Source organism: Streptomyces sp. NPDC031379, assembly GCF_055569615.1.
Genome location: NZ_JBVIIT010000016.1, coordinates 175,467 through 195,008 on the forward strand (window position 1 = coordinate 175,467; position 19,542 = coordinate 195,008).

Genomic DNA, 19,542 nt, shown 5'->3' on the forward strand with positions numbered 1-19,542 from the left:
CACGAACGCCACCCGGCCTCAGGCCGGGCGGCGTCCTTGTTCCTGATCCGCCGGACGGTCCCTATGCCCAGCAGCCGTTCACGGTCGCGGCCAGGCCGTCCATCGCGTCCTTGATGTCGTTCGCAGCGGCCGTCGAGCCGTTCTCGATGAAGGAGAACACCTGCCGTTGCCGGCGGCGAAGGCCGAGGGTCCGGCCAGCGCGGCCGAGGCGACGGGCACCGCCAACGCCAGCACCACGGTGCGGCGGACGCCGGCGCCGCTCTGCTTCGTCCTGCGGTGCCGGCGCCGGCCGCCCGGCACGAAGGAGCCGGTCTGTGTGTCCTCTGGGGGATTACTCATGGGATCCAAGGTCCGAGTACAGATACGTGTGAAGTCCGTCGGCGCGCACCCTACCCCGTCGCACACTCGCTCCGGGCTGCTTCCGGGCCTCGCCATCACTTCTTCACACCGACGTCAGCCCTGCGTGTGCCTAGACTGACAAGGTGTTCGAGGCGGGTGGCCGTCCTGCCCCGTGGTCCGCTCGACGCGCCACCGGGCCGGTGTGACATGTGGAGGGTGCCGTCCGATGAAGTCCGCACGCCGGGAAGCCGCTCTGTGGCCCGCGGCATGTACGTGGTCCGCCGTGCTGGCGCTGGCCGCCGCGGCGTACTGGTTCCCGGGCCGGGGCGGCCAGCGGCCGAGCGGTGCCGGCGGCGTGGCCGCCGACCACGTGACGGCGGGCCGGGTGTGCCGGTCCGCGCTGCCGCGCGGCATGGAACTGTCCTGCGGGACGTACGGCTTCGGCGACCTGCGGCACGTCTGCGCCGCCCAGAGCCGTGAGGAGTCGCCGTGCGAGCGGACGGCGGAGGTGACGGTGCGCAACTCGGGCCGCTCCGTGGTGTACGTGACGTACATAGCGGGCCCGCGGGAGGGTGTGCGCCAGGAAAGCCCGCGGCAGGCGGTCGATCCGGGCGGTGAGGCGACCCTGCGCCCCGGCGGCGGACGGCTGCTGTTCGACATCTCGCTGCGCGGCGCGGACGGCGGCCCGAGCAGCCTGGAGGTGGTCCGGGTCCGGTGACGCCCCGGGGGGGACGAGCGTGCGAACGTCACACGAGTGAACCTTCCCCGGCCCGGCCCGCGTGTCTCCGGTGACGGCCCACAGGACGAGGGGACACGGATGGACACGTACCAGCAGGCACAGCCGGTCGGTGAACCGGACGAGCGGGTCATCATGGGCCCGCAGTTCAAGGCGGACGCCCACCGGCAGTACGCGCGGCTGCGCGCGAAGGGGCCCGTCCACCCCGCGCAGTTCTTCCCCGGCATCACGGGCTGGGTGGTCGTCGACTACGACCTGGCCCGCGAGGCGCTGACCCATCCGGCGCTGCTCAAGGACCCGCAGCCGGCCGCGGAGATGCTGGAGGCGGCGGGCTTCCTCGGACACAAGCGCGGCACCGGGTTCGGCGGCCAGATGCTGGAGGCGGATCCGCCCGAGCACACCCGGCTGCGCCGTCTGGTGTCGGGTGCCTTCTCCCCGAAGCGGACCGCCGAGCTGGAACCGCGCATCACCCGGATCGCCGACCAGCTCATCGACGCCATGCCGCCGTCCGGCGAACTGGACCTGGTGGAGGCCTACACCGCGCCGCTGCCGGTCGCGGTGATCTCCGAGCTGCTCGGCATCCCCGAGGCCGACCGCCAGGACTTCCGCCGCTGGACGACGCTCGCCTTCCAGGTGGGCCACCCCGAGTACGCCACGGCGGTGGCGAGCCTGCACGGGTTCCTGCGCGAGCTGGCCGACGACAAGCGCCGCGCTCCCGGCGACGACCTGCTGTCCGCCCTCGTCGCCGCCCGGGACGAGGACGACGGCCGCCTCTCCCAGGACGAACTGGCCGGCACCGCCGCCCTGCTCGTCATCGCAGGCCACGAGACCACCGTCAACCTCCTGGGCAACGCCGTGCTGGCGCTCCTCCAGCACCCCGACCAGCTGCGGCTGCTGCGGGAGGAGCCCGGGCTGCTGCCCGACGCGGTCGAGGAGTTCCTGCGCTACGACACGTCCGTCGAGCGCACGACGAACCGGTACGCGGCCGAGGACCTGGAACTGGGCGGGGTACGGATCCCCCGCGGCGGCATCGTCGCCGTGGCCCTCGCCTCCGCCGGCCGCGACGCCCCCCTGCCCGACGGCGGCGACCCGGACACCCTCGACATCACCCGCCCCGCCGCCCGTCACCTCTCCTTCGGCCACGGCATCCACCACTGCCTGGGCGCCCCGCTGGCCCGCCTGGAGGCCCGCGTCGCCCTGCACACCCTCCTCACCCGCGTCCCGCACCTGGAACTTGCGGTCCCCGCCGACACCCTCGACTGGTTCCCCGCGGGCATGGTGCGCGGGGTGCTGTCGCTTCCGGTGCGATATCGCACCACGTGAGGCCGCCGGCCACACATGTGCTCCCCGCGCGACCGGCGCCGACATCTGTCCCGGCCTCACTACATTTGTGTGCCGGGGCGGCACCGCGGTACCTACGTGTCACCGAACCTCAACTACTCTGGTCCCCAGGTCGGCCGAGGGGTGACCGAAGCAATCGAGTGGGGTGTCGGCAGGGACCGTTGACGAGACAGGTTTCCGCCGCACGGTTGCCGAGGTGGCCACCCGGACCGCCATCCAGCGACCTGGGCGCCCGGCAGGACGGTCGCTGCCCGTGCAAGGCACTCCCGGCCCGCAGGTTCCGGGGTGTCCGTCTGAGGAGGAACCACGCGTGTCTCGCCAGGTACTCACCGTCGGCCCGGACAGCGCCGACGGCCTGTCAACGATCGGGGAAGCGCTGGCCAGAGCGCGCAGCGGCGCGGTCCTCAGCGTCCTTCCCGGCACCTACCCGGAGAATCTGACGATCACCACGCCGGTCACCATCGTGGCCGCGCAGGCGCGCGGAACCGTGGAGATCGCCCCACGCCGGGGCACCGCCCTGACGCTCAAGGCGGAAGCGGTCATGCTGACCGACCTGGTGCTGCGCGGCCGTGACGAGGAGCTTCCGGTCGTCGACGCGCCCCGCGGCCAGGTCGCGATGGACGGCTGCGAGATCGCGGCCTCCTCGTGGACCGCGCTGCTCGCCCGGAACAACGGCGCGCTGGCCATGCGCGACTGCCGGGTCACCAACGGCGCGGGTGCCGGAATCGTGGTCACCTCGTCCGCGGAGAGTTCGGTGGAGTCCTCCACCCTCGAACACCTCGGCACGACCGGCGTCGTGATCGGCGAACAGGGCCGCGTCACCGTACGGGGCTGCACCATCCGCGACGCGCGCGGCAACGGCGTGCTCGCCAACGGCGAGGGCCAGGGTTCGGTCGAGGAGTGCGACATCTCCTCCACGGACAAGCCGGCGGTGGCCCTGGAGGGGCGCAGCACCACGAACATGCTGCGCACGGTGCTGCACGACACGACCACGGGCGTGCACATCACGAGCGAGTCGCGTACGGTCCTCGAGGACGTGCGGGTGACGAACACCTCCGGCGTCGGCATCGCCGTGGGCATGGGCAGCGATCCCCTGCTGCGCCGCTGCCGGGTGGCCCGTACCAAGGAGCACGCGGTGCTCGTCACGGACCGCTCGCGGGGCACGTTCGAGGACTGCTGGGCGGATTCCAGCGAGGCACCGGCGATCCGGGTGACCGGATCGTCCTCCCCGGTCTTCGTCGGCCTGACGGTACGGGACTGCGCCAGTGCCGGGCTGCTGCTGGAGGAGGAGTCCGCGGCGGAGCTGGACCGCCTGGAGGTCGTGGACGCCAAGGGCGTCGGCATCTCCATCCGCACCGGCGCCAATCCGCTGGTCCGCCGGGCCCGGATCATCTCCGCGGCGGGGCACGGCGTCGACGTGGCCGAGGACGGCAGGGGCCGGCTCGAGGACTGCCTGATCCAGCGGCCAGCGGGCGCGGGCGTGCGCGTCGCGGACGACGGGAACGTCTACGTCGGCGGGGGAGCGGTGGAGGCCGCGGAGGGTGCCGGACTCCTCATCGGCGGCGACGGCGTCATGACCGTACGGGACTGCGCCGTCAGCAAGGCGGGGCAGCACGGTGTCCTGGTCGAGAAGGACGGTGACCTGACCGCGACCCGTGTCACGGCCCACGAGAGCACCGAGCAGGGAGTGCTGATCGCCGACGGCGGGCGGGCGTCGTTGAACTCCTGCGAGATCAGCGGCAGCGGCAAGGACGGCGTACGGATCGAGTCCGACTCCCCGGTCTCCGTGGTGAACTGCACGGCGCGGGACAACGCGGGCGGCGGCCTGATCCAGGCCAAGGCGGGCGACCGGGTGGCCGTGGAGGGCCTGACCAGCACCGGCAACGGCAAGCGGGACGCGTGGGGCGTCGGCGACGCCGAGGGCACCGACCCGGCCGCGTCCCCCGCGACCCAGGAGCCCGGCGACGGCCCGGGCGACGACGCCTCGCTGGCCGCGCTCGACGCGCTGATCGGCCTCGACAACGTCAAGCAGCAGGTCCGTACGCTGGTCAACCTGACCCAGCTCGCCCAGCGGCGGGCCAGGCTCGGCATGCCGGCGCCGCCGATGAGCCGGCACCTCGTCTTCGCGGGCCCCCCGGGCACCGGCAAGACCACCGTGGCCCGGCTCTACGGCAACATCCTCGCCGGGCTCGGCACCCTGCGGTCGGGACACCTGGTCGAGGTCTCCCGGGCGGACCTGGTCGCCCAGATCGTCGGCGGTACCGCGATCAAGACCACCGAGGCCTTCAACCGGGCGCTCGGCGGCGTCCTCTTCATCGACGAGGCGTACACACTGCTGTCCGACGGCCAGGGATCCGGCGCCAACTTCGGCCGCGAGGCCGTCGACACGCTGCTGAAGCTGATGGAGGACCACCGGGACGACGTGGTCGTGGTCGCGGCGGGCTACTCCGCCCAGATGGACGACTTCCTTGCGTCCAACCCCGGCCTCGCCTCGCGTTTCTCCCGGACGATCGAGTTCGAGAACTACACCGTGCCCGAACTGGTCGCCATCGTCGAGAAGATGTGCCTGGGCCACCAGTACCGGCTGGACGACTCGACGCACCAGGCGCTGACCGTGCGGTTCGAACGGATGCCGAAGGACGCCACGTTCGGCAACGGCCGCGAGGCACGCCGGGTGTTCGAGGAGATGGTGGACCGCCAGGCGACCCGGCTCGCCGCCCTCGCCGACATCTCCGAGAGCGACCTGCAACTGCTGCTGCCCGAGGACGTGGGGGCGGACGCGGCGGCAGCGGTCACCGGCGAGGCCGCGGCGCAGGAGCCCGACCCGCTCGAGCGGCTGGCCGACCTGGTGGGTCTCGCGGCCGTCAAACGGGACGTCACCGACCTCGTCAACCTGCTGTCCACGGCACGCCAGAGGGAGGCCGCGGGACTGCCCGTGCCGCGCATCAGCCACCACCTCGTCTTCACCGGCCCGCCCGGCACCGGCAAGACGACGGTGGCGCGCCTGTACGGCGAGCTGCTCGCCTCGCTCGGCGTGCTGCCCCGTGGCCAGCTCGTCGAGGTCTCCCGCGCCGATCTGGTGGGCCGGTACATCGGCCACACCGCGCAGCTGACCCGCGAGGTGTTCGAACGGGCCATCGGCGGTGTGCTGTTCGTCGACGAGGCGTACACCCTCACCCCGGAGGGGGCATCGGCCTCCGACTTCGGCCGTGAGGCGGTGGACACCCTGCTGAAACTGATGGAGGACCACCGCGACGAGGTCGTCGTGATCGTCGCCGGATACACCCGCGAGATCGAGGGCTTCCTGGCCTCCAACCCGGGTCTGTCCTCGCGGTTCTCCCGCCGCGTCGAGTTCGCCGACTACTCGTCCGACGAACTGGTCACGATCGTACGCGCCCACGCGACGACGGCGGGCTACGAGTGCGGGACCGGCACCGGGCAGGTGCTGCGGGAGTACTTCGACTCGCTGCCGCGCGACCGGTCCTTCGGCAACGCACGTCTGGCGCGCCAGGTCCTCGAAGGCATGATGACCCGCCAGGCCGGGCGGATCAGCCAGATGTCGGCACCCGGTTTCGAGGACCTCAGACTCCTGTTGCCGCAGGACGCGCCACAGCGCCAGGGGCTGTCCGCATGACCCGCGAGCCAGGAGTGCGGCCCGCCCGCCGGAGCCCGCGCGCACGGCGCCGGTCGCTCGTACGCTCGTTCGCCGCTGTGCTGCTGCCGCCGGCGCTGACGGCGACGGCCGCGCTGGCCGTACCGTCGGCGGCCGCCGCCGCGGGCACGCCGACCGTCAAACTGCCCGTGATACCGGCCCGGCTCGCCGACGGCGCCGTCTGCACCAAGCGGTCCACGACCACGGCGACGGCCATGCCGTGGGAACACCAGAGCCTGGAACTGCCCCGCGCCGCGCGGATCTCGCAGGGAGCGGGGGTGAAGGTCGGCGTCGTCGACACGGGTGTGGCCACCGGCGCGCCCACGCTGGCGGGGCGGGTCGAGGCCCTCGGCCCCGCCGGAGGCGACTGCGTGGGGCACGGAACGTTCGTGGCCGGACTGATCGCCGCCGCACCGGTGAAGGGCGTCGCCTTCCACGGCGTCGCCCCGCGGGCCGGCATCGTCGCGGTCCGCGGCACCACCGAACGCGGGGTACCGTCGGCTGCCGGCGTGGCGGCGGGCATCCGCGGCGCGGTGAACGCCGGTGCCCGGGTCGTCGAGGTGTCCGCGGCGTTCGACACCAGGTCGTCCCAGCTCGACGCCGCGGTGTCCTACGCCACGAAGCACGACGCCCTCGTGGTGGCCGCCGCGGTACCGGACCCGCCGCGCGGCACCACCGGGTCGGCCACACCGGCGCCCCGGGACTACTGGCCCGCCGCGACGCCCGGTGTGCTGAGCGTGCTGGACGTGGACGTCCAGGGCAGCCGCCCGGAGTCCGCGCCGCTCCCGGTCCACGCCGACCTGGCGGCTCCCGGTGACGGCGTCGTCGGCATCGGGCCGCACGGGCGAGGCCACTTCGTCGGCTCCGGCGCCTCCTTCGCCGCCGCGTACACCGCGGGGGCCGCCGCCCTCGTCCGGTCGGCCTTCCCGGACCTGTCCGCGGGCGAGGTGGCCCGGCGCCTGACGTCCACCGCCTACCCCGACGCCGTACCGCGGCTGGACGCCTACGCGGCGGTCGCCTCGGTCGCGGACGACCCGAAGGCGGACGGCACCGCGACCGCGGCGCAGGACGGTCCGGTACGGCTGCCGGACCGGACGCGGGGGGAGGGGGCCACCCGGACCGCCCTGCTGATCGCCGCCTGCGGAGCGGGAGTCGTCGTCCTGGTCGGATGGGCGGCCGCGGTCGTCCCGCGCGGCCGGGCCCGCGGGTGGCGCCCGACGCGGCGCTGACGCGCGGGAGTCCGCCGAACCGGCCGTGAACGGCTGTGGGGGCGGGCCGGATGTCGCACCCGGCCCGCCCCCACGTGCGCGGCGGTCAGTTCCCCGCCGCGTCCGGGACCTGTTCCACCATCGCCGTCTGCAGCAGCGTCGCCTTGTTCCGGGCGATGTACCGGGCCCTGCCCGGCGGCAGGGCGCGTGGCTTGACGTTGCCGAAGACGTAACCCTCGGTCGGCGGGCAGGACAGCAGCAGACCGGGTGTGTTGACCTCACCCAGACGCCGCAGCAGCTGGTCGTTGAGGCCACGGCCGGCGCCGGTGGCGGACCGCGCCACGACGATGTGCAGGCCGACCTCGTGCCCGAGCGCCAGGAACTCGAAGAGCGGCGCGAACGGATGATCGAAGGCGTTGCTGCCGCCCAGCATGTCGTAGTCGTCGACCAGGACGAACAGGCGCGGGCCGGCCCACCAGTCGGCCTTCCGCATACGGGCCGGGCTGATGTCCTGTCCGGGCAGCCGCGTTCCCAGCGCGCGCTGGGAACCGCCCATCAGCTCCTGGAGCGCGGAGAGCGACACGGCGTGGCCCAGGCGGTACTCCTCGGGAATGGCCTCCACCAGCTCCCGCCGGTAGTCGACCACCAGGATGCGCGCTTCCTGGTGGGTGTACCGGGAGGTGATCGCGGAGGTCACCAGTCTCAGCAGGTTGGTCTTGCCGCTCTCGGTGTCGCCGACGGCCATCAGGTGCGGGGTGCGGCTGAAGTCGTGCCACACCGGGGAGAGCGTCTCCTCGTCGAGGCCCAGCGCCATCCGCAGACCCTCGGTGCCCTCGGCGGCGGGCAACTCGGCGGCGGGCAGCCGGTGCGGCAGCATCCGGACGGCGGGCGCGGGCGCCCCGGTCCACGCCCCCGCGATCCGCTCGACCAGGTCGGCGACGCCGTCGGTGAGGTCGTCGGCGGAACCGCTGCCGTCGACCCGGGGCAGCGCCGACAGGAAGTGCAGCTTCCCGTCGACCGTGAGACCCCGTCCGGGGATGCGCGGCACGAGCGCCGCCCGCCGCACGTCGACCACCGAGTCCATGTTGTCGCCGAGCTTCAGCTCCAGACGCGTGGCGATCTGGTCGCGGATCTGCGTCGTCATCTCCATCCAGCGGGAGGCGGTGACGACCAGGTGGATGCCGTAGTTGAGGCCGCGGGCGGCGAACTGGTTGAACGTCCCGACCAGACTGTCGAAGTCCTGGCGCAGCGTCGCCCATCCGTCCACCACGAGGAACACGTCACCGTGCGACTCGTCGGCGAACTCGCCGGCCGCACGCCGGCGCCGGTAGGTCGCCATCGAGTCGATGTTGTTGTCCAGGAAGAACTGCTCCCGGTGGTTGAGCACCGCCGTGACCTCGGCCACGGTACGGCTGATGCGCTCGGCGTCCAGCCGGGAGGCGACGCCGCCCAGGTGCGGCAGCCCGGACAGCCCGGACAGCGTGCCGCCACCGAAGTCCAGGCAGTAGAACTGCACTTCGCGGGGTGTGTGGGTCAGCGCCAGCGCGGCGATGAGGCTGCGCAGCAGCGTGGACTTGCCGCTCTGCGAACCACCCGCGATACCGACATGGCCCTCCGCGCCGGACAGATCCACCACGAGCGGGTCCCGGCGCTGTTCGAAGGGCTTGTCGACCAGGCCGACCGGCACCCGCAGACGACCCGTGCCCGGCCACCGCGTCGCCGTGAACCCGCGTTCCGCATCGACCGTGAGCGGCGGCAGCAGCTCGTCGAGCGGCGAGGGCAGGTCGAGCGGGGGCAGCCACACCTGGTGCGCGCCCGGCCCCGCGTCCCGCAGTCGGCCGAGTGCCACCGACAGCAGGCTGCCACCCGTCTCCTTCTCGTCCTCGGCGGCCGGTTCCGCCACCGACGGCTGGGCGGCCGCGCGCGGCACCACGTAACCCGACGTCCACGGCACCACCTGGCTCGCCACCCTGGCCTGTGCGACCGCTCCGCCCCGCCGGCGGTACTCGCCCGACACATAGGCCGCGCGGAAGCGGGTCAGCGCCTCGACACCGCTCTTGAGATATCCGCTGCCCGGCTGCGAGGGCAGCTGGTAGGCGTCCGGCACACCCAGCACACCGCGGCTCTCCATGGCCGAGAAGGTGCGCAGACCGATCCGGTACGACAGATGGCTCTCCAGCTGGTGCATCCGCCCCTCGTCCAGGCGCTGGGAAGCGAGCAGCAGATGGACACCCAGGGATCGGCCCAGACGGCCGATCATCACGAACAGCTCCATGAACTCCCGGTGCGCCGAGAGCAGTTCACTGAACTCGTCGACCACGACGAAGAGACTCGGCAGGGGATCCAGTGCGGCCCCCGAGGCACGTGCCTTCTCGTACTCCAGGGCCGAGGAGTAGTTCCCGGCCGCCCGGAGCAGTTCCTGGCGGCGGATCAGCTCGCCGTGCAGGGCGTCCTGCATACGCGCGACGAGCGCGACCTCGTCCGAGAGGTTGGTGATCACCGCCGAGGTGTGCGGCAGTTCGTCCAGGCCGAGGAAGGTGGCGCCGCCCTTGAAGTCGACCAGGACGAAGTTGAGCGTCTCGGAGGAGTTCGCCAGGGCCAGACCCAGCACGAGGGTGCGCAGCAGCTCGCTCTTGCCGGATCCGGTGGCGCCGATGAGCATGCCGTGCGGCCCCATGCCGCCCTGCGCGGACTCCTTGATGTCCAGCTCGACCGGGAGGCCGTCGCCGCCCACCGCGATGGGCACCCGCAGCCGGGACGCGCCGTCGGCACGCTGCCACAGGGTCGCCGGATCGTGCCGGTACAGGTCGGGAATGCCGAGCAGCGAGGTGAGTTCGACGTCCGCGGCCAGCGGTTCGGCGGCGGAGACCGCCAGTCGCATGCGGTACGGGGCGATCATGCGGGCCAGGGCCTCGGCTGCGGCGGGACCCATGGCATCGGGCCGGCCGAGGAACGTCGTCTGTTCCTTGCGGGTGCGGTCGGTGCGTACCAGGCCGACCCGGTCGGGCTGGACGTCGAGGCGGAGCGTGGTGCGCCCGGGCCGCCACTGCAGGGCGTCGGCCAGGTCGAGGACGACCGCGTTGCGGAAGCCCTGAGCGTCCATGCGGTGTCCGGAGGGCACAGTCACACCGTCCAGGACGACGACCGTGTACGGCTCCTCCCGCCCCGGAGGCACCTCCGGGTCGAAAGCGGGGCGTTCGCCGAACTCGGCCCCCAGCAGGTCCTCCAGGTCGCTGAAGGCGGAGGTCACCATCCGCGCCGGGCCCGCTCCGTCCTCCTCCTGCGGATGCTGGCCGTGCGGCAGCCACTTCACCCACTCCCAGCCGGCCCGGTGCTCGTCCGCGGCGCACACGACGATCCACAGCTCCTCCGGGGCGTGGAAGACGGCGAGCTGCGCCACCATCGCACGTACCAGGCTCCGCCGGGCCGCCTCGTCGCCCCGCATCAGCACCCTCGCCCAGGAGCGCAGATACACGGCCACCGGCTGGTCGGGCACCGTGCTGTAGGCACGTATGAAGCGACGCAGCGCGTGCGCGGAGAGCGGATCGAGGTCCTCCACCGGCTTGGTGGACAGCGGGGTCAGTTTCACGGCCAGCTGCTGGTCGCCGACCGCTATCCGGATCTCGCCGAAGTCCTCGTCCTTCACCCGCCGTTCCCACAGGCGGGTCGTGCGCACCATGGAGCGCAGCGCGGCCGGCTCCGGGTGCCGCCAGGCCAGCGCGAGCTGCTGCTCCATGACAGCACGTCGGGTCTGCTTGCGGATCTGCCCCAGATATCTCAGATAGTCACGCCGTTCCCCCCGCAGCCGCTGCTTGCGTTCACTGGTGCGACGCATGAACTGTCCGATGATCATGGCGGCGGAGGCCAGCACCATCAGGCCCAGCGACAGGTAGACGAAGACACCGTTGGACCCACCCGGGCGCAGGAAGATCAGCATCATCGAGACGGACATCATCGCCATGGGCATGTATGTCCACACCGCGGAGTTGTCGGGCACCGTCTCCGCGAGCACCGGGGGCTCCTGGAGACTCAACTCTCCCTGAGGCATGTCCGGACCGCGCCGACGCGCGGGACGACGAAAAAGCACGGAACTCAACGCATCGGCTCCTTCGGGCAGCAGCCAGTGAGGTATCACCGGGCCCGTTGGCGGAAATGCCGGGGGTGTGAAGCCGGCCCGGCAGCGGGGGTACTCTGCACACGATAGACGGATGTGTCCCGCCCCGCTCAGACACGTATGTGTTGACCGGGCTCTCACCGCACATCCGGACGACCTGATCACCTTCCGCGAAAGCGAATGTGCCGACCATGAGCGACACCTCGGTGGCCAGCCTGTGCCGCCTCACCGTCCGGGCACCCTCCAGGACCATCGACCTGGCCGTTCCGGCAGACGTGCCGGTGGCCGACCTTCTCCCCACGTTGCTCCGGTACTGCGTCGACGGCATGGAGGAGGAGGGACTCGACCACGGCGGCTGGGTACTCCAGCGCCTCGGCGGCCCCGCCCTCGACGACGAGGCCACTTTGGAGGCACTCGGCCTCCACGACGGCGAGGTCCTCCACCTGCGTCCGAGAGCGGAGGCGATGCCCGAGGTCCGCCTCGACGACCTGGTCGAGGGCATCGCGGACGTCACCCGGGAGCGGCTGCACGCCTGGACCCCGGAGCGGAGCAGGCAGCTGCTGCGCGGCTTCCTCGTCTGTGTGCTCGTCATCGGCCTGGGCGTGCTCGCCTGGCCCGGCGGCCCGGTCGTCCCCCGCGCGGCCACCGCGGGCGTCGCAGGCCTGCTGCTGCTCGCCGGAGCCGCCACCGCCGGACGCGCGGTCGGTGACGCGGCGACCGGCGCCGCCCTCGGTGTCATGGCGACCCCGGCGTTCGCGCTCGCGGGCTGGCTGCTGCCCGATGGCGACATCGCCGGCCCCCACGCCTACCACGTCCTCGGAGCACGGCTGTTGGCCGCCGGAGCGGCCGGAGCGGGCGGCGCGGTTCTCGCGCTCGCCGCCGTCGCCGTCTACGCCCCGCTCTTCCTCTCCGCGGCCGTGGTCTGCGTCGCCGCGGCCGTCTCCGGGGCGCTGATGAGCGTCTTCGACGTGCCCGTGGACAAGGCCGCCTGCGTGGTCGCCGCATGCCTGGTGCTCCTCGGGGGGTTCGTCCCCGCCCTCGCGTTCAAGCTGGCCGGCATGCGGATGCCGCCTCTGCCGAGCAACCCCGGGCAGCTCCAGGAAGGCATCGACCCGTACGACAGCCGGGAGGTGGCCACGCGGACGGAGCTGGCCGGCGGCTGGATGATCGCGCTGTACGGCTCGATCGGTGTGGTCTCCGCGGGCTGCCTGATTCCGCTGGTGCGGCGCCCGAACGTCCCGGAGGCGCTGATCGTCGTCGTCCTGTCCGCGATCCTGCTGCTGCACGGACGGGGCATGGTCAACGTGTGGCAGCGGCTCGTCCTGGTCGTCCCCGGCGGTCTGGGCGGCGCGCTGATCCTCGTGGGCTGCGGAGCCTATCTCGCCCCCGCTGACCGGCCCGTGTTCGTCGCCGGCCTGCTGGGCCTGGCCGCCGTCCTCGCCGTCGCCACCTGGACCGTTCCCGGGCGCCGGATGCTGCCCTACTGGGGCCGCGCCGCCGAGCTGCTGCAGTCCGCGCTGGCCATCAGCCTGCTGCCGCTCATGCTCTGGGCCGTCGGCGTGTTCGGCGACCTGCGCGCCATCTCCGGCTGACCGCGACCATGCCGATTCCGACGAAAGCCGCGAGGTAGGCCACCATGCAGTCCAAGCGCGACCAGGTTCAGGCGCACAGCTTCATCATGACCCGGCTGACCGCCGGCATGCTCCTCGCGGAGCCGGACGCCCCGGACACACCACTGGGCCGGACCACCCGGGGTCTGTTCATAGGTGTGCTCATAGCGGTGCTGATATCCGCCGGGGCCGTGGTGTTCGGGCTGATCTCGCCCGGCGGCAAGACCTCGTGGAGGACGACCGGAACACTCGTCATCAACAAGGAGACCGGCGCACGCTACATGTATGTCGGGGGCCGGCTCAGGCCGGTCCGCAACTACGCCTCCGCCCGGCTGATCGCGGGCAGCGGTCTCGCCACCTCCACCGTGGCCACCGCCTCCCTCCGGGGAACCCCCGTGGGCCTGCCCATCGGCATCCCCGGCGCCCCCGAGTCGGTGCCGTCGGCGAGCAACCTGGACCGGGACGCGTGGCTGGTCTGCTCCACCACCGGCGCCGGGGCCGCGGCCGCGCACACCACGCTGGTGGCCGGCGCCCCCGTGGACGGCACGGGGCTGGGCTCGGGAGAGGGATTCGTGGTCAAGGGGCCCGACCGTACGGCCTATCTGGTCTGGCAGGGCAGCCGTCTGCGCCTGGACAAGGCCTCCGGTGCCGCCGTGTCGCTCGGCTACGGCTCCGTGACGCCGCGACCGGTCTCCGCGGCCTTCCTCGACGCCCTGGTGGCCGGCCCGGACCTGGTGACGCCCGACGTACCCGGCCGAGGTGTCGCCGGACCGTCGCTCGACGGCAGGGCGAGCACGATCGGCCAGGTGTTCCAGGCTCAGGTGCCCGGCTCGGACGAGCACCCGTACTACCTCCTGCGCAAGGAGGGTTTGGTGCCGCTGACCACCACGCAGGCCGACCTCCTCCTCGGCGACCCGCACACGCGTGACAAGGCGTACGGGGGACAGACACCGCGAGCGGTGGCCCTGGGCGCCGACGCGCTGAAGCAGCACCTGGCGCCCGGCGCGGAGGGCCGCTCGCCGGCCTCCGTGGACCTGCCCACCGCACCGCCGAAGCCGGTCGACATCACGGCGGACAAGTCCGCGTGCGCCGGTGTGGAACAGGCCGGGGACGGCACGAAGGTCACCACGTCGCTCGCGGCGACGGAGGACCTGACCCCCGTCGCCCAGCCGTCGGCGGACGTCGCACGGGCCTGCCTGCGGGTGGACGACGTCGTGGTGCGCCCCGGCCACGCGGCACTGGTACGGGCCCTGGGAGCGGGCGGCACCACCATGGGCACCACGACGTACCTGGTCGACGACACCGGCACCAAGTACCGCATCCCGACGGCGAAGGCACTCGGCGCGCTCGGCTACAGCGAGGGCCAGGTCACCTCACTGCCCTCCCCGTTGCTCTCGATGGTGCCGACAGGGCCGGACCTGGACCCGGACGCGGCGACCGGGGCGGTCCGGCCGACGACGCCGGCGCAGTGTGCGCCGCGCGGATGACGGGCCCCGACCGAGGCATTGCCTGCATCACACGTGAAGCCGCATGTGTGGACACACATGAACAGGTACGGTAGAGGCCGGGCAGGGTTTCGGCTGACGGTATCCGGCGGACCATGGCAGGCAGTTCACACGTGCCGAGCCGCCGGACGAGGAATGTGCCGCGACCGCCCGGACACCACCTACATGTCGAGCGTCGGGGCGGTGCGAACTCCTCGGCGGAGCAATCGAGAGGCTGAGCATGGCAGGAAACGGCCAGCAGTCAAGTGAGCACGGGACACGCAACGGCATCCAGGCCCTGGAAATGGCGTTCTCCGGGGTCTTCAGGGCCCGTCAGGACGTGGAGGCCACGCGGAACAACCTGGCCGCGGGCTACAAGGGCAGCGACGGTGCGCTGTTCGGCAAGCTGCTGCAGGACTGGGAGGCGAAGGTCGACGCCGTTCTCCGCAATCTCGAGGACATGATCGACAAGCTCAACACCAGCCTGACCGAACACCAGAAGGCGCAGGGCTCCGCGAACGACGAGATCAACGCGGCGTACCAGAAGTCGAGCACGGTCTTCGACCAGCTGACCGGCGCCGCCTGAGCCCGGCCGCGCCGCCCGAGGGCGCACCTCTCAGCCACTTCCAGGGAAAGACGAGTCCAACCATGCCGGATGACATCCTGGGCGACGGTTTCATCTATGTGAGTTACGACCACATGGAGAACGCCGCCGCCGACATGATCTCTCAGACCAAGGCGATCGCGACGACCATCGAGAACATGGAGAAGGAGCTTCAGCCTCTGAAGCAGTCCTGGTACGGCTCCGATGCGGCCGCTTACGAGGAGAAGCAGAAGCAGTGGAACCAGGCCATCGACGACGCGAAGCAACTGCTGATCGACAACATGGCACTCCTGAACCGCCTGGGCGCCCACTACGGCGACACGGAGAGAAAGCTCGTGAACATCTGGCAGCACTGATCGCCCGTTGAGCCGAGCCCGCACCACATGCACCGGAACCGGCAGCCGAAGCGTGCGAAGTGCGCGCGCCGGCTGCCGGTTCCGTCCGCCGCCCTACAGCTTGGAGGACTCATGGGTGATCTGTCGCAGCTCGACGGGAAGTCGCTGCAGACGTTCATCGACACGGAACTCAAGGACTTCGTGACGCAGACGGACAACATTCGTGAGGACGCGGCCCCGGGGAGCGATCACCCGGGCCGAGCCCTCAAGAGCCTGATCAACGGCGAAGCCGATCCCGAAACACTGAACCAGAACCAGTACCTCGCGCTCGGCCTGATGGTCGGGGACGGGAATCTCACGCACGGCAAGGCCCTCATAGAAGCGCTGACCCGGTCGGCCAAGTCCGTCGACGACATCCTGGAGAACCAGCAGCGACTGTTCCGGGACATCGACAGGGACTTCAGAGAGACCCTGAAGATCATGGGGGCCACACAGAGCGACAACATCACCGAGATCAGTGGGGAGAAGCTCCTCGACATCTTCGATGACGTCGACAGTGACATGACCCCGTCGGACAGCAAGAGTCAGAGCTAGAGGACACGGAGCGGAGTTCTCGCATGGCAAACGATCCGGATGACTACTGGGCTCAGGCGGTGAACAACTATACCGGCTACCCGATGCCGAGCCGGCAGTCCCTCTTTGAGAAGCTGAAGAGCAAAGAGGGGATCCCGCTCATGCGGGTGAACGTGGTTGAGCATCCGATGCGCGCTGTCAAACCGGAAGACTACACCGCCGTTTCCGGATGGCAGTCGTCCCATGGCGAGGATTATCGACTCGCTTTCTACACGCATCACGGTAATCAGCAGGTCAAGCTCTACACAGCGGACATCGTCTTCATCGCGACTCTGGCCGACGCCGAAGGAAAGAGCCATCTGTCGGATGCGGGCTCGACCCGGGAAGGGGGAACCCTCAAGGGCAAGTACGGGGACGAATGGAACGACACCGAGCTGTGGCGTTACGTATCCGCTCCGAAGTTCGCTCTCGAGAAGCTGGTCAATGAGTACAGCACCAAGGGCTTCTCCTACAACGGCCAGACGGTGAACGATTCCGATGCTGTTGACCTGGTCTCGTTCACTCGGACCGCTCAGGCTTTCGACCGGGCAGCGGCGTTCTTCAGACGCCAGCTGGGGCCGCTCGAAAAATGGCACAAGCAGCTGGGTGGTGAGGACGCGGCGTGGAAGGGGCAGTCCGCCGACGTGGTGCGGACCCTCTTCCAGACACTGCACAAGAACTATGAGAGCTATGTCGACCAAATGGGTGGGCGCGATTTCAAGTCCAGTCATCAGTTGCTGGGCAACGGCAATCCCAACCCCCAGTCGACGTATTCGGAGATGCTGTTCCAGGCCCAGTGGGATCTGCATTTCGAGGCGAAGGTCCTGAAGGATGCCTGGCAGAACTGGGCCGACTCGGCGGAGCATGATCCGCACCGGTCCCTGCTCGAAGAGCTGGACGCGCTGAGCGACTGGATCATACATAACAATGTTCCGCTCGTCGTGGTCGACCCCGATAGCCTCGGTTCCCGATACGACTGGTCATCGGATGACGACGGGGACGAAGACCTCACGTATACGAGCCAGGAGGCCTTTGACACCTTGCCGGGATTCTCCGACAATCCGGGAATAGGGGCCCTCGACGACATAAATACCTGGAAGAAAATCGGCGAGCAGGCGGTGGACCGCTGGAATCGCAACGTGGAAGGCTATCTCATCGCGGCCGCCAAGCAGTCTCTTTCCAGGCTCGGGAAAGGCTGGAGTGATGCTTCCGAGGATTTGAGGCAAGAGGTCCATGTGAAGGACCCCGCAAGCCTCTCCAATACGTACGAGAAAGAGGAGACGAAGAGCGAGAAGGAGGCTTCCCAGAAGGCTCTCGATGACGCGAACAAGAAGAACGGCGAAGCCTGGAACAACCTCAACAAGAATCTCTCTGATTCCAACAAGAACAACAAGGGCCTGTTCGACAACCTGAACCAGAACCTTGCTGACTCCAACAACAACCAGAAGCAGCTCAACAGCGGCCTGAACGGGCTCGGGGACAGCCTCGACCACGGCCTCAGCAACTTGGGCGGCAACTTCTCCCGGAGTCTCGACCCGGACGCCCTCGGCGACGGGCTGAATCTCAGCGGCGACGGCAAGGCCTCGCTGCTGAACGGCGGTCTGAACATCCCGGCCGGCCATTCCGACGGCGCCGACAGCCCGCTGAACAACGGCACCACCCTTCCGTTCGGCGACTTCGCCTCCCTGAACCCGAACACGTCCACCGGCGACACGTCCACCGGCCACACCTCCCCGGTCGACCTCAACCCCGGCTCGCTCACCACCGGCGGCCCCCGTCTCGACGCCGACGGAAACCTGGTGCAGACGTATCCGGACGGCACCAAGACGGTGTTCAACCCCGACACCGGGAAGCTCGTGACGACCGCCCCGAACGGTCACAGCACCACGACCCGGCTGAACCCCGGCGACATCATCACCAATCCCGACGGGAGCCACACCCAGCTCAACTCGGACGGCACGCTCACCACGAAGTTCCAGGACGGCACCAAGACGGTGTTCGACCCGTCCGACGGCACCCTGCACACCACGAACCCGGACGGTCACACCGCCACGACCCACCTGAACAAGCCGATCGACATCCCCGATCTGTCGGGCGGTGGGACCAACCTCTCGCACGGCGGAACCTCCCCGCTGAACGACACACATCTCGGCTCCGGCAACGGGCATCTCAACGGCGACACGGACGCCGACTACCTGGACTACGACAGCACACCTTTCACAGGAGGTACGCTGGGCGGGGCCCTGGGCGGTCACGACGTCGCCGCAGCCAACACCCAGAACTCGGCGGCGTCCGGAGGGGGCACACCTCTCAACCCCGGTTTCGGTGGTGCGGGAGCCGGAGCGGGTGGCGCGGGAGCCGGCGGGGCGAACGGGGAACGTGTGCGTACGTCACTGAACGACACGAGCAACCTGTCCGCACTGCGCCGCAACGGTTCCGTGGCGCCGGCCATCGACGGCGAGGCCACGCCCTTCAGGCGGGGTGGGACCCAGACCACCAGCTCTCCCATGGGCGGCGCCCCGATGGGCGGCATGCAGGGCGGCCAGTCCACGGAGAGCGCGGAGCGGCAGCGCACCAACTGGGTGGAGGAGGACGAGGACGTGTGGGGCACTGAGGAAGGCGGAGCGCCGGCGGTGATCGGATGAGCGGGACGGAGAAGAACGGCATGGCACGGGCCACGGACGACGCGCCTGACGCGGCCGTCGCGGCGAACCCCTTCACCGAGTCTCTCGGTCAGCGCCTCGCCGAGACCCTGGCCGAACTGGACGCCGTGACCACCGGCCTGACCAAGGTGCAGGAGGAACTGCGCGAAGCCACCTACGTCGTTCGGTCCCGTGACCGCGTGGTGGAAGCCACGGTGGGTTCCCAGGGGCAGCTGATCGGCCTGAGGTTCCTCGACAACAGGTACCGCACCATGAGCGCGACCGAGCTTGCCGCGTCCGTGCTGGAGGCCGCTCGCCAGGCACGTGACTCGATGTCGCGTCACGTCATGCGGACGATGGCGCCGTTCACCGAGCCACGGCCGGGCCTGCCGCCCATGGAGGGCTTCGACATCGACTGGGCCGACATCTTCGGGTCCGGCGTCCTGGAAGAGCCGGAGACGTCGTCCCTCCGGAAGGGGCGTGCGTCGTTGCGGGACGAGATTCACGAGGACGGGGAGGAGTAGGAGCCGTGGGAAACGCGTTTTCGGCGAGCCCAGGAGACATCCATGCGGTGGCGGAGGTCCAGCACAGGATCACGGAACTCGTGGCCGACTGCATGGACGGATTCAGACGAGATGCCGCCAGGGCCGCCGGCTGGGTCGGCGAGGACGACTCCATGGCGAGGGAACTCGGCCCGCGGGACGAGAAGGAGCGCAAGGGTACCGAGGAGACGGGCACGTCGCTGCTGGACGCCATCTCCGGCATGGCCAGGGTGCTGAACGCGAACGGCGACATCATCCAGGGCGCCCAGAACGACGCCTACGAGGCCATCGACGACCAGGCTTCCAGGACCGGGAGGCACTGA

General features: G+C 70.5%; 13 protein-coding genes. 12 read left to right on the forward strand and 1 reads right to left on the reverse strand.

Features of this window, described 5'->3' with window-relative positions; genetic code table 11:
- Nucleotides 1-565 precede the first annotated feature (565 nt).
- The 4 genes from ACZ5CW_RS23605 (at nucleotide 566) to ACZ5CW_RS23620 (ending at nucleotide 7,297) form a co-directional block, all read left to right on the forward strand.
- Complete coding sequence (locus ACZ5CW_RS23605; RefSeq protein WP_468604396.1) at nucleotides 566-1,057, forward strand: hypothetical protein; 492 nt, start codon at nucleotides 566-568, stop codon at nucleotides 1,055-1,057.
- Between the two features lie 99 nt (nucleotides 1,058-1,156).
- Nucleotides 1,157-2,398, forward strand: a complete 1,242-nt coding sequence (locus ACZ5CW_RS23610; protein WP_468604398.1) for a cytochrome P450 family protein — start codon at nucleotides 1,157-1,159, stop codon at nucleotides 2,396-2,398.
- A 328-nt stretch (nucleotides 2,399-2,726) separates the two neighbouring features.
- Nucleotides 2,727-6,050 (forward strand): right-handed parallel beta-helix repeat-containing protein, encoded by a 3,324-nt coding sequence (locus tag ACZ5CW_RS23615; RefSeq protein ID WP_468604400.1) that lies wholly within the window; start codon nucleotides 2,727-2,729, stop codon nucleotides 6,048-6,050.
- Complete coding sequence (locus ACZ5CW_RS23620; RefSeq protein WP_468604402.1) at nucleotides 6,047-7,297, forward strand: S8 family serine peptidase; 1,251 nt, start codon at nucleotides 6,047-6,049, stop codon at nucleotides 7,295-7,297. Before ACZ5CW_RS23615 ends, ACZ5CW_RS23620 begins: the two co-directional genes overlap by 4 nt.
- Nucleotides 7,298-7,382: 85 nt before the next feature.
- Here the strand turns inward: ACZ5CW_RS23620 and eccCa are convergent, their stop codons facing one another.
- Entirely contained in the window at nucleotides 7,383-11,324 is a 3,942-nt protein-coding gene (gene eccCa / locus ACZ5CW_RS23625) for a type VII secretion protein EccCa (protein ID WP_468604404.1), read from the reverse strand.
- Nucleotides 11,325-11,581: 257 nt separating this feature from the next.
- On the opposite strand from eccCa, the gene eccD reads away from it, so the two are divergent.
- The 8 genes from eccD to ACZ5CW_RS23665 all read left to right on the forward strand — a co-directional run bounded on the left by eccD (nucleotide 11,582) and on the right by ACZ5CW_RS23665 (nucleotide 19,542).
- Nucleotides 11,582-12,982: a type VII secretion integral membrane protein EccD gene (gene eccD / locus ACZ5CW_RS23630; protein WP_468604406.1), complete on the forward strand. Its 1,401-nt coding sequence runs from the start codon at nucleotides 11,582-11,584 to the stop codon at nucleotides 12,980-12,982.
- 44 nt (nucleotides 12,983-13,026) lie between these two features.
- Entirely contained in the window at nucleotides 13,027-14,487 is a 1,461-nt protein-coding gene (gene eccB / locus ACZ5CW_RS23635) for a type VII secretion protein EccB (RefSeq protein WP_468604408.1), read from the forward strand.
- Between the two features lie 238 nt (nucleotides 14,488-14,725).
- Nucleotides 14,726-15,070 (forward strand): hypothetical protein, encoded by a 345-nt coding sequence (locus tag ACZ5CW_RS23640; protein WP_468604410.1) that lies wholly within the window; start codon nucleotides 14,726-14,728, stop codon nucleotides 15,068-15,070.
- A gap of 62 nt (nucleotides 15,071-15,132) precedes the next feature.
- Nucleotides 15,133-15,444, forward strand: coding sequence for a WXG100 family type VII secretion target (locus tag ACZ5CW_RS23645; RefSeq protein ID WP_468604412.1), 312 nt, complete (start codon nucleotides 15,133-15,135; stop codon nucleotides 15,442-15,444).
- Nucleotides 15,445-15,555: 111 nt separating this feature from the next.
- Nucleotides 15,556-16,017, forward strand: a complete 462-nt coding sequence (locus ACZ5CW_RS23650) for a type VII secretion system-associated protein (RefSeq protein ID WP_468604414.1) — start codon at nucleotides 15,556-15,558, stop codon at nucleotides 16,015-16,017.
- A gap of 23 nt (nucleotides 16,018-16,040) precedes the next feature.
- Nucleotides 16,041-18,680 (forward strand): AAWKG family protein, encoded by a 2,640-nt coding sequence (locus ACZ5CW_RS23655; RefSeq protein ID WP_468604416.1) that lies wholly within the window; start codon nucleotides 16,041-16,043, stop codon nucleotides 18,678-18,680.
- Nucleotides 18,677-19,201, forward strand: coding sequence for a YbaB/EbfC family nucleoid-associated protein (locus ACZ5CW_RS23660; RefSeq protein ID WP_468604419.1), 525 nt, complete (start codon nucleotides 18,677-18,679; stop codon nucleotides 19,199-19,201). Before ACZ5CW_RS23655 ends, ACZ5CW_RS23660 begins: the two co-directional genes overlap by 4 nt.
- Nucleotides 19,202-19,206: 5 nt before the next feature.
- Nucleotides 19,207-19,542, forward strand: a complete 336-nt coding sequence (locus ACZ5CW_RS23665) for a hypothetical protein (protein ID WP_468604421.1) — start codon at nucleotides 19,207-19,209, stop codon at nucleotides 19,540-19,542.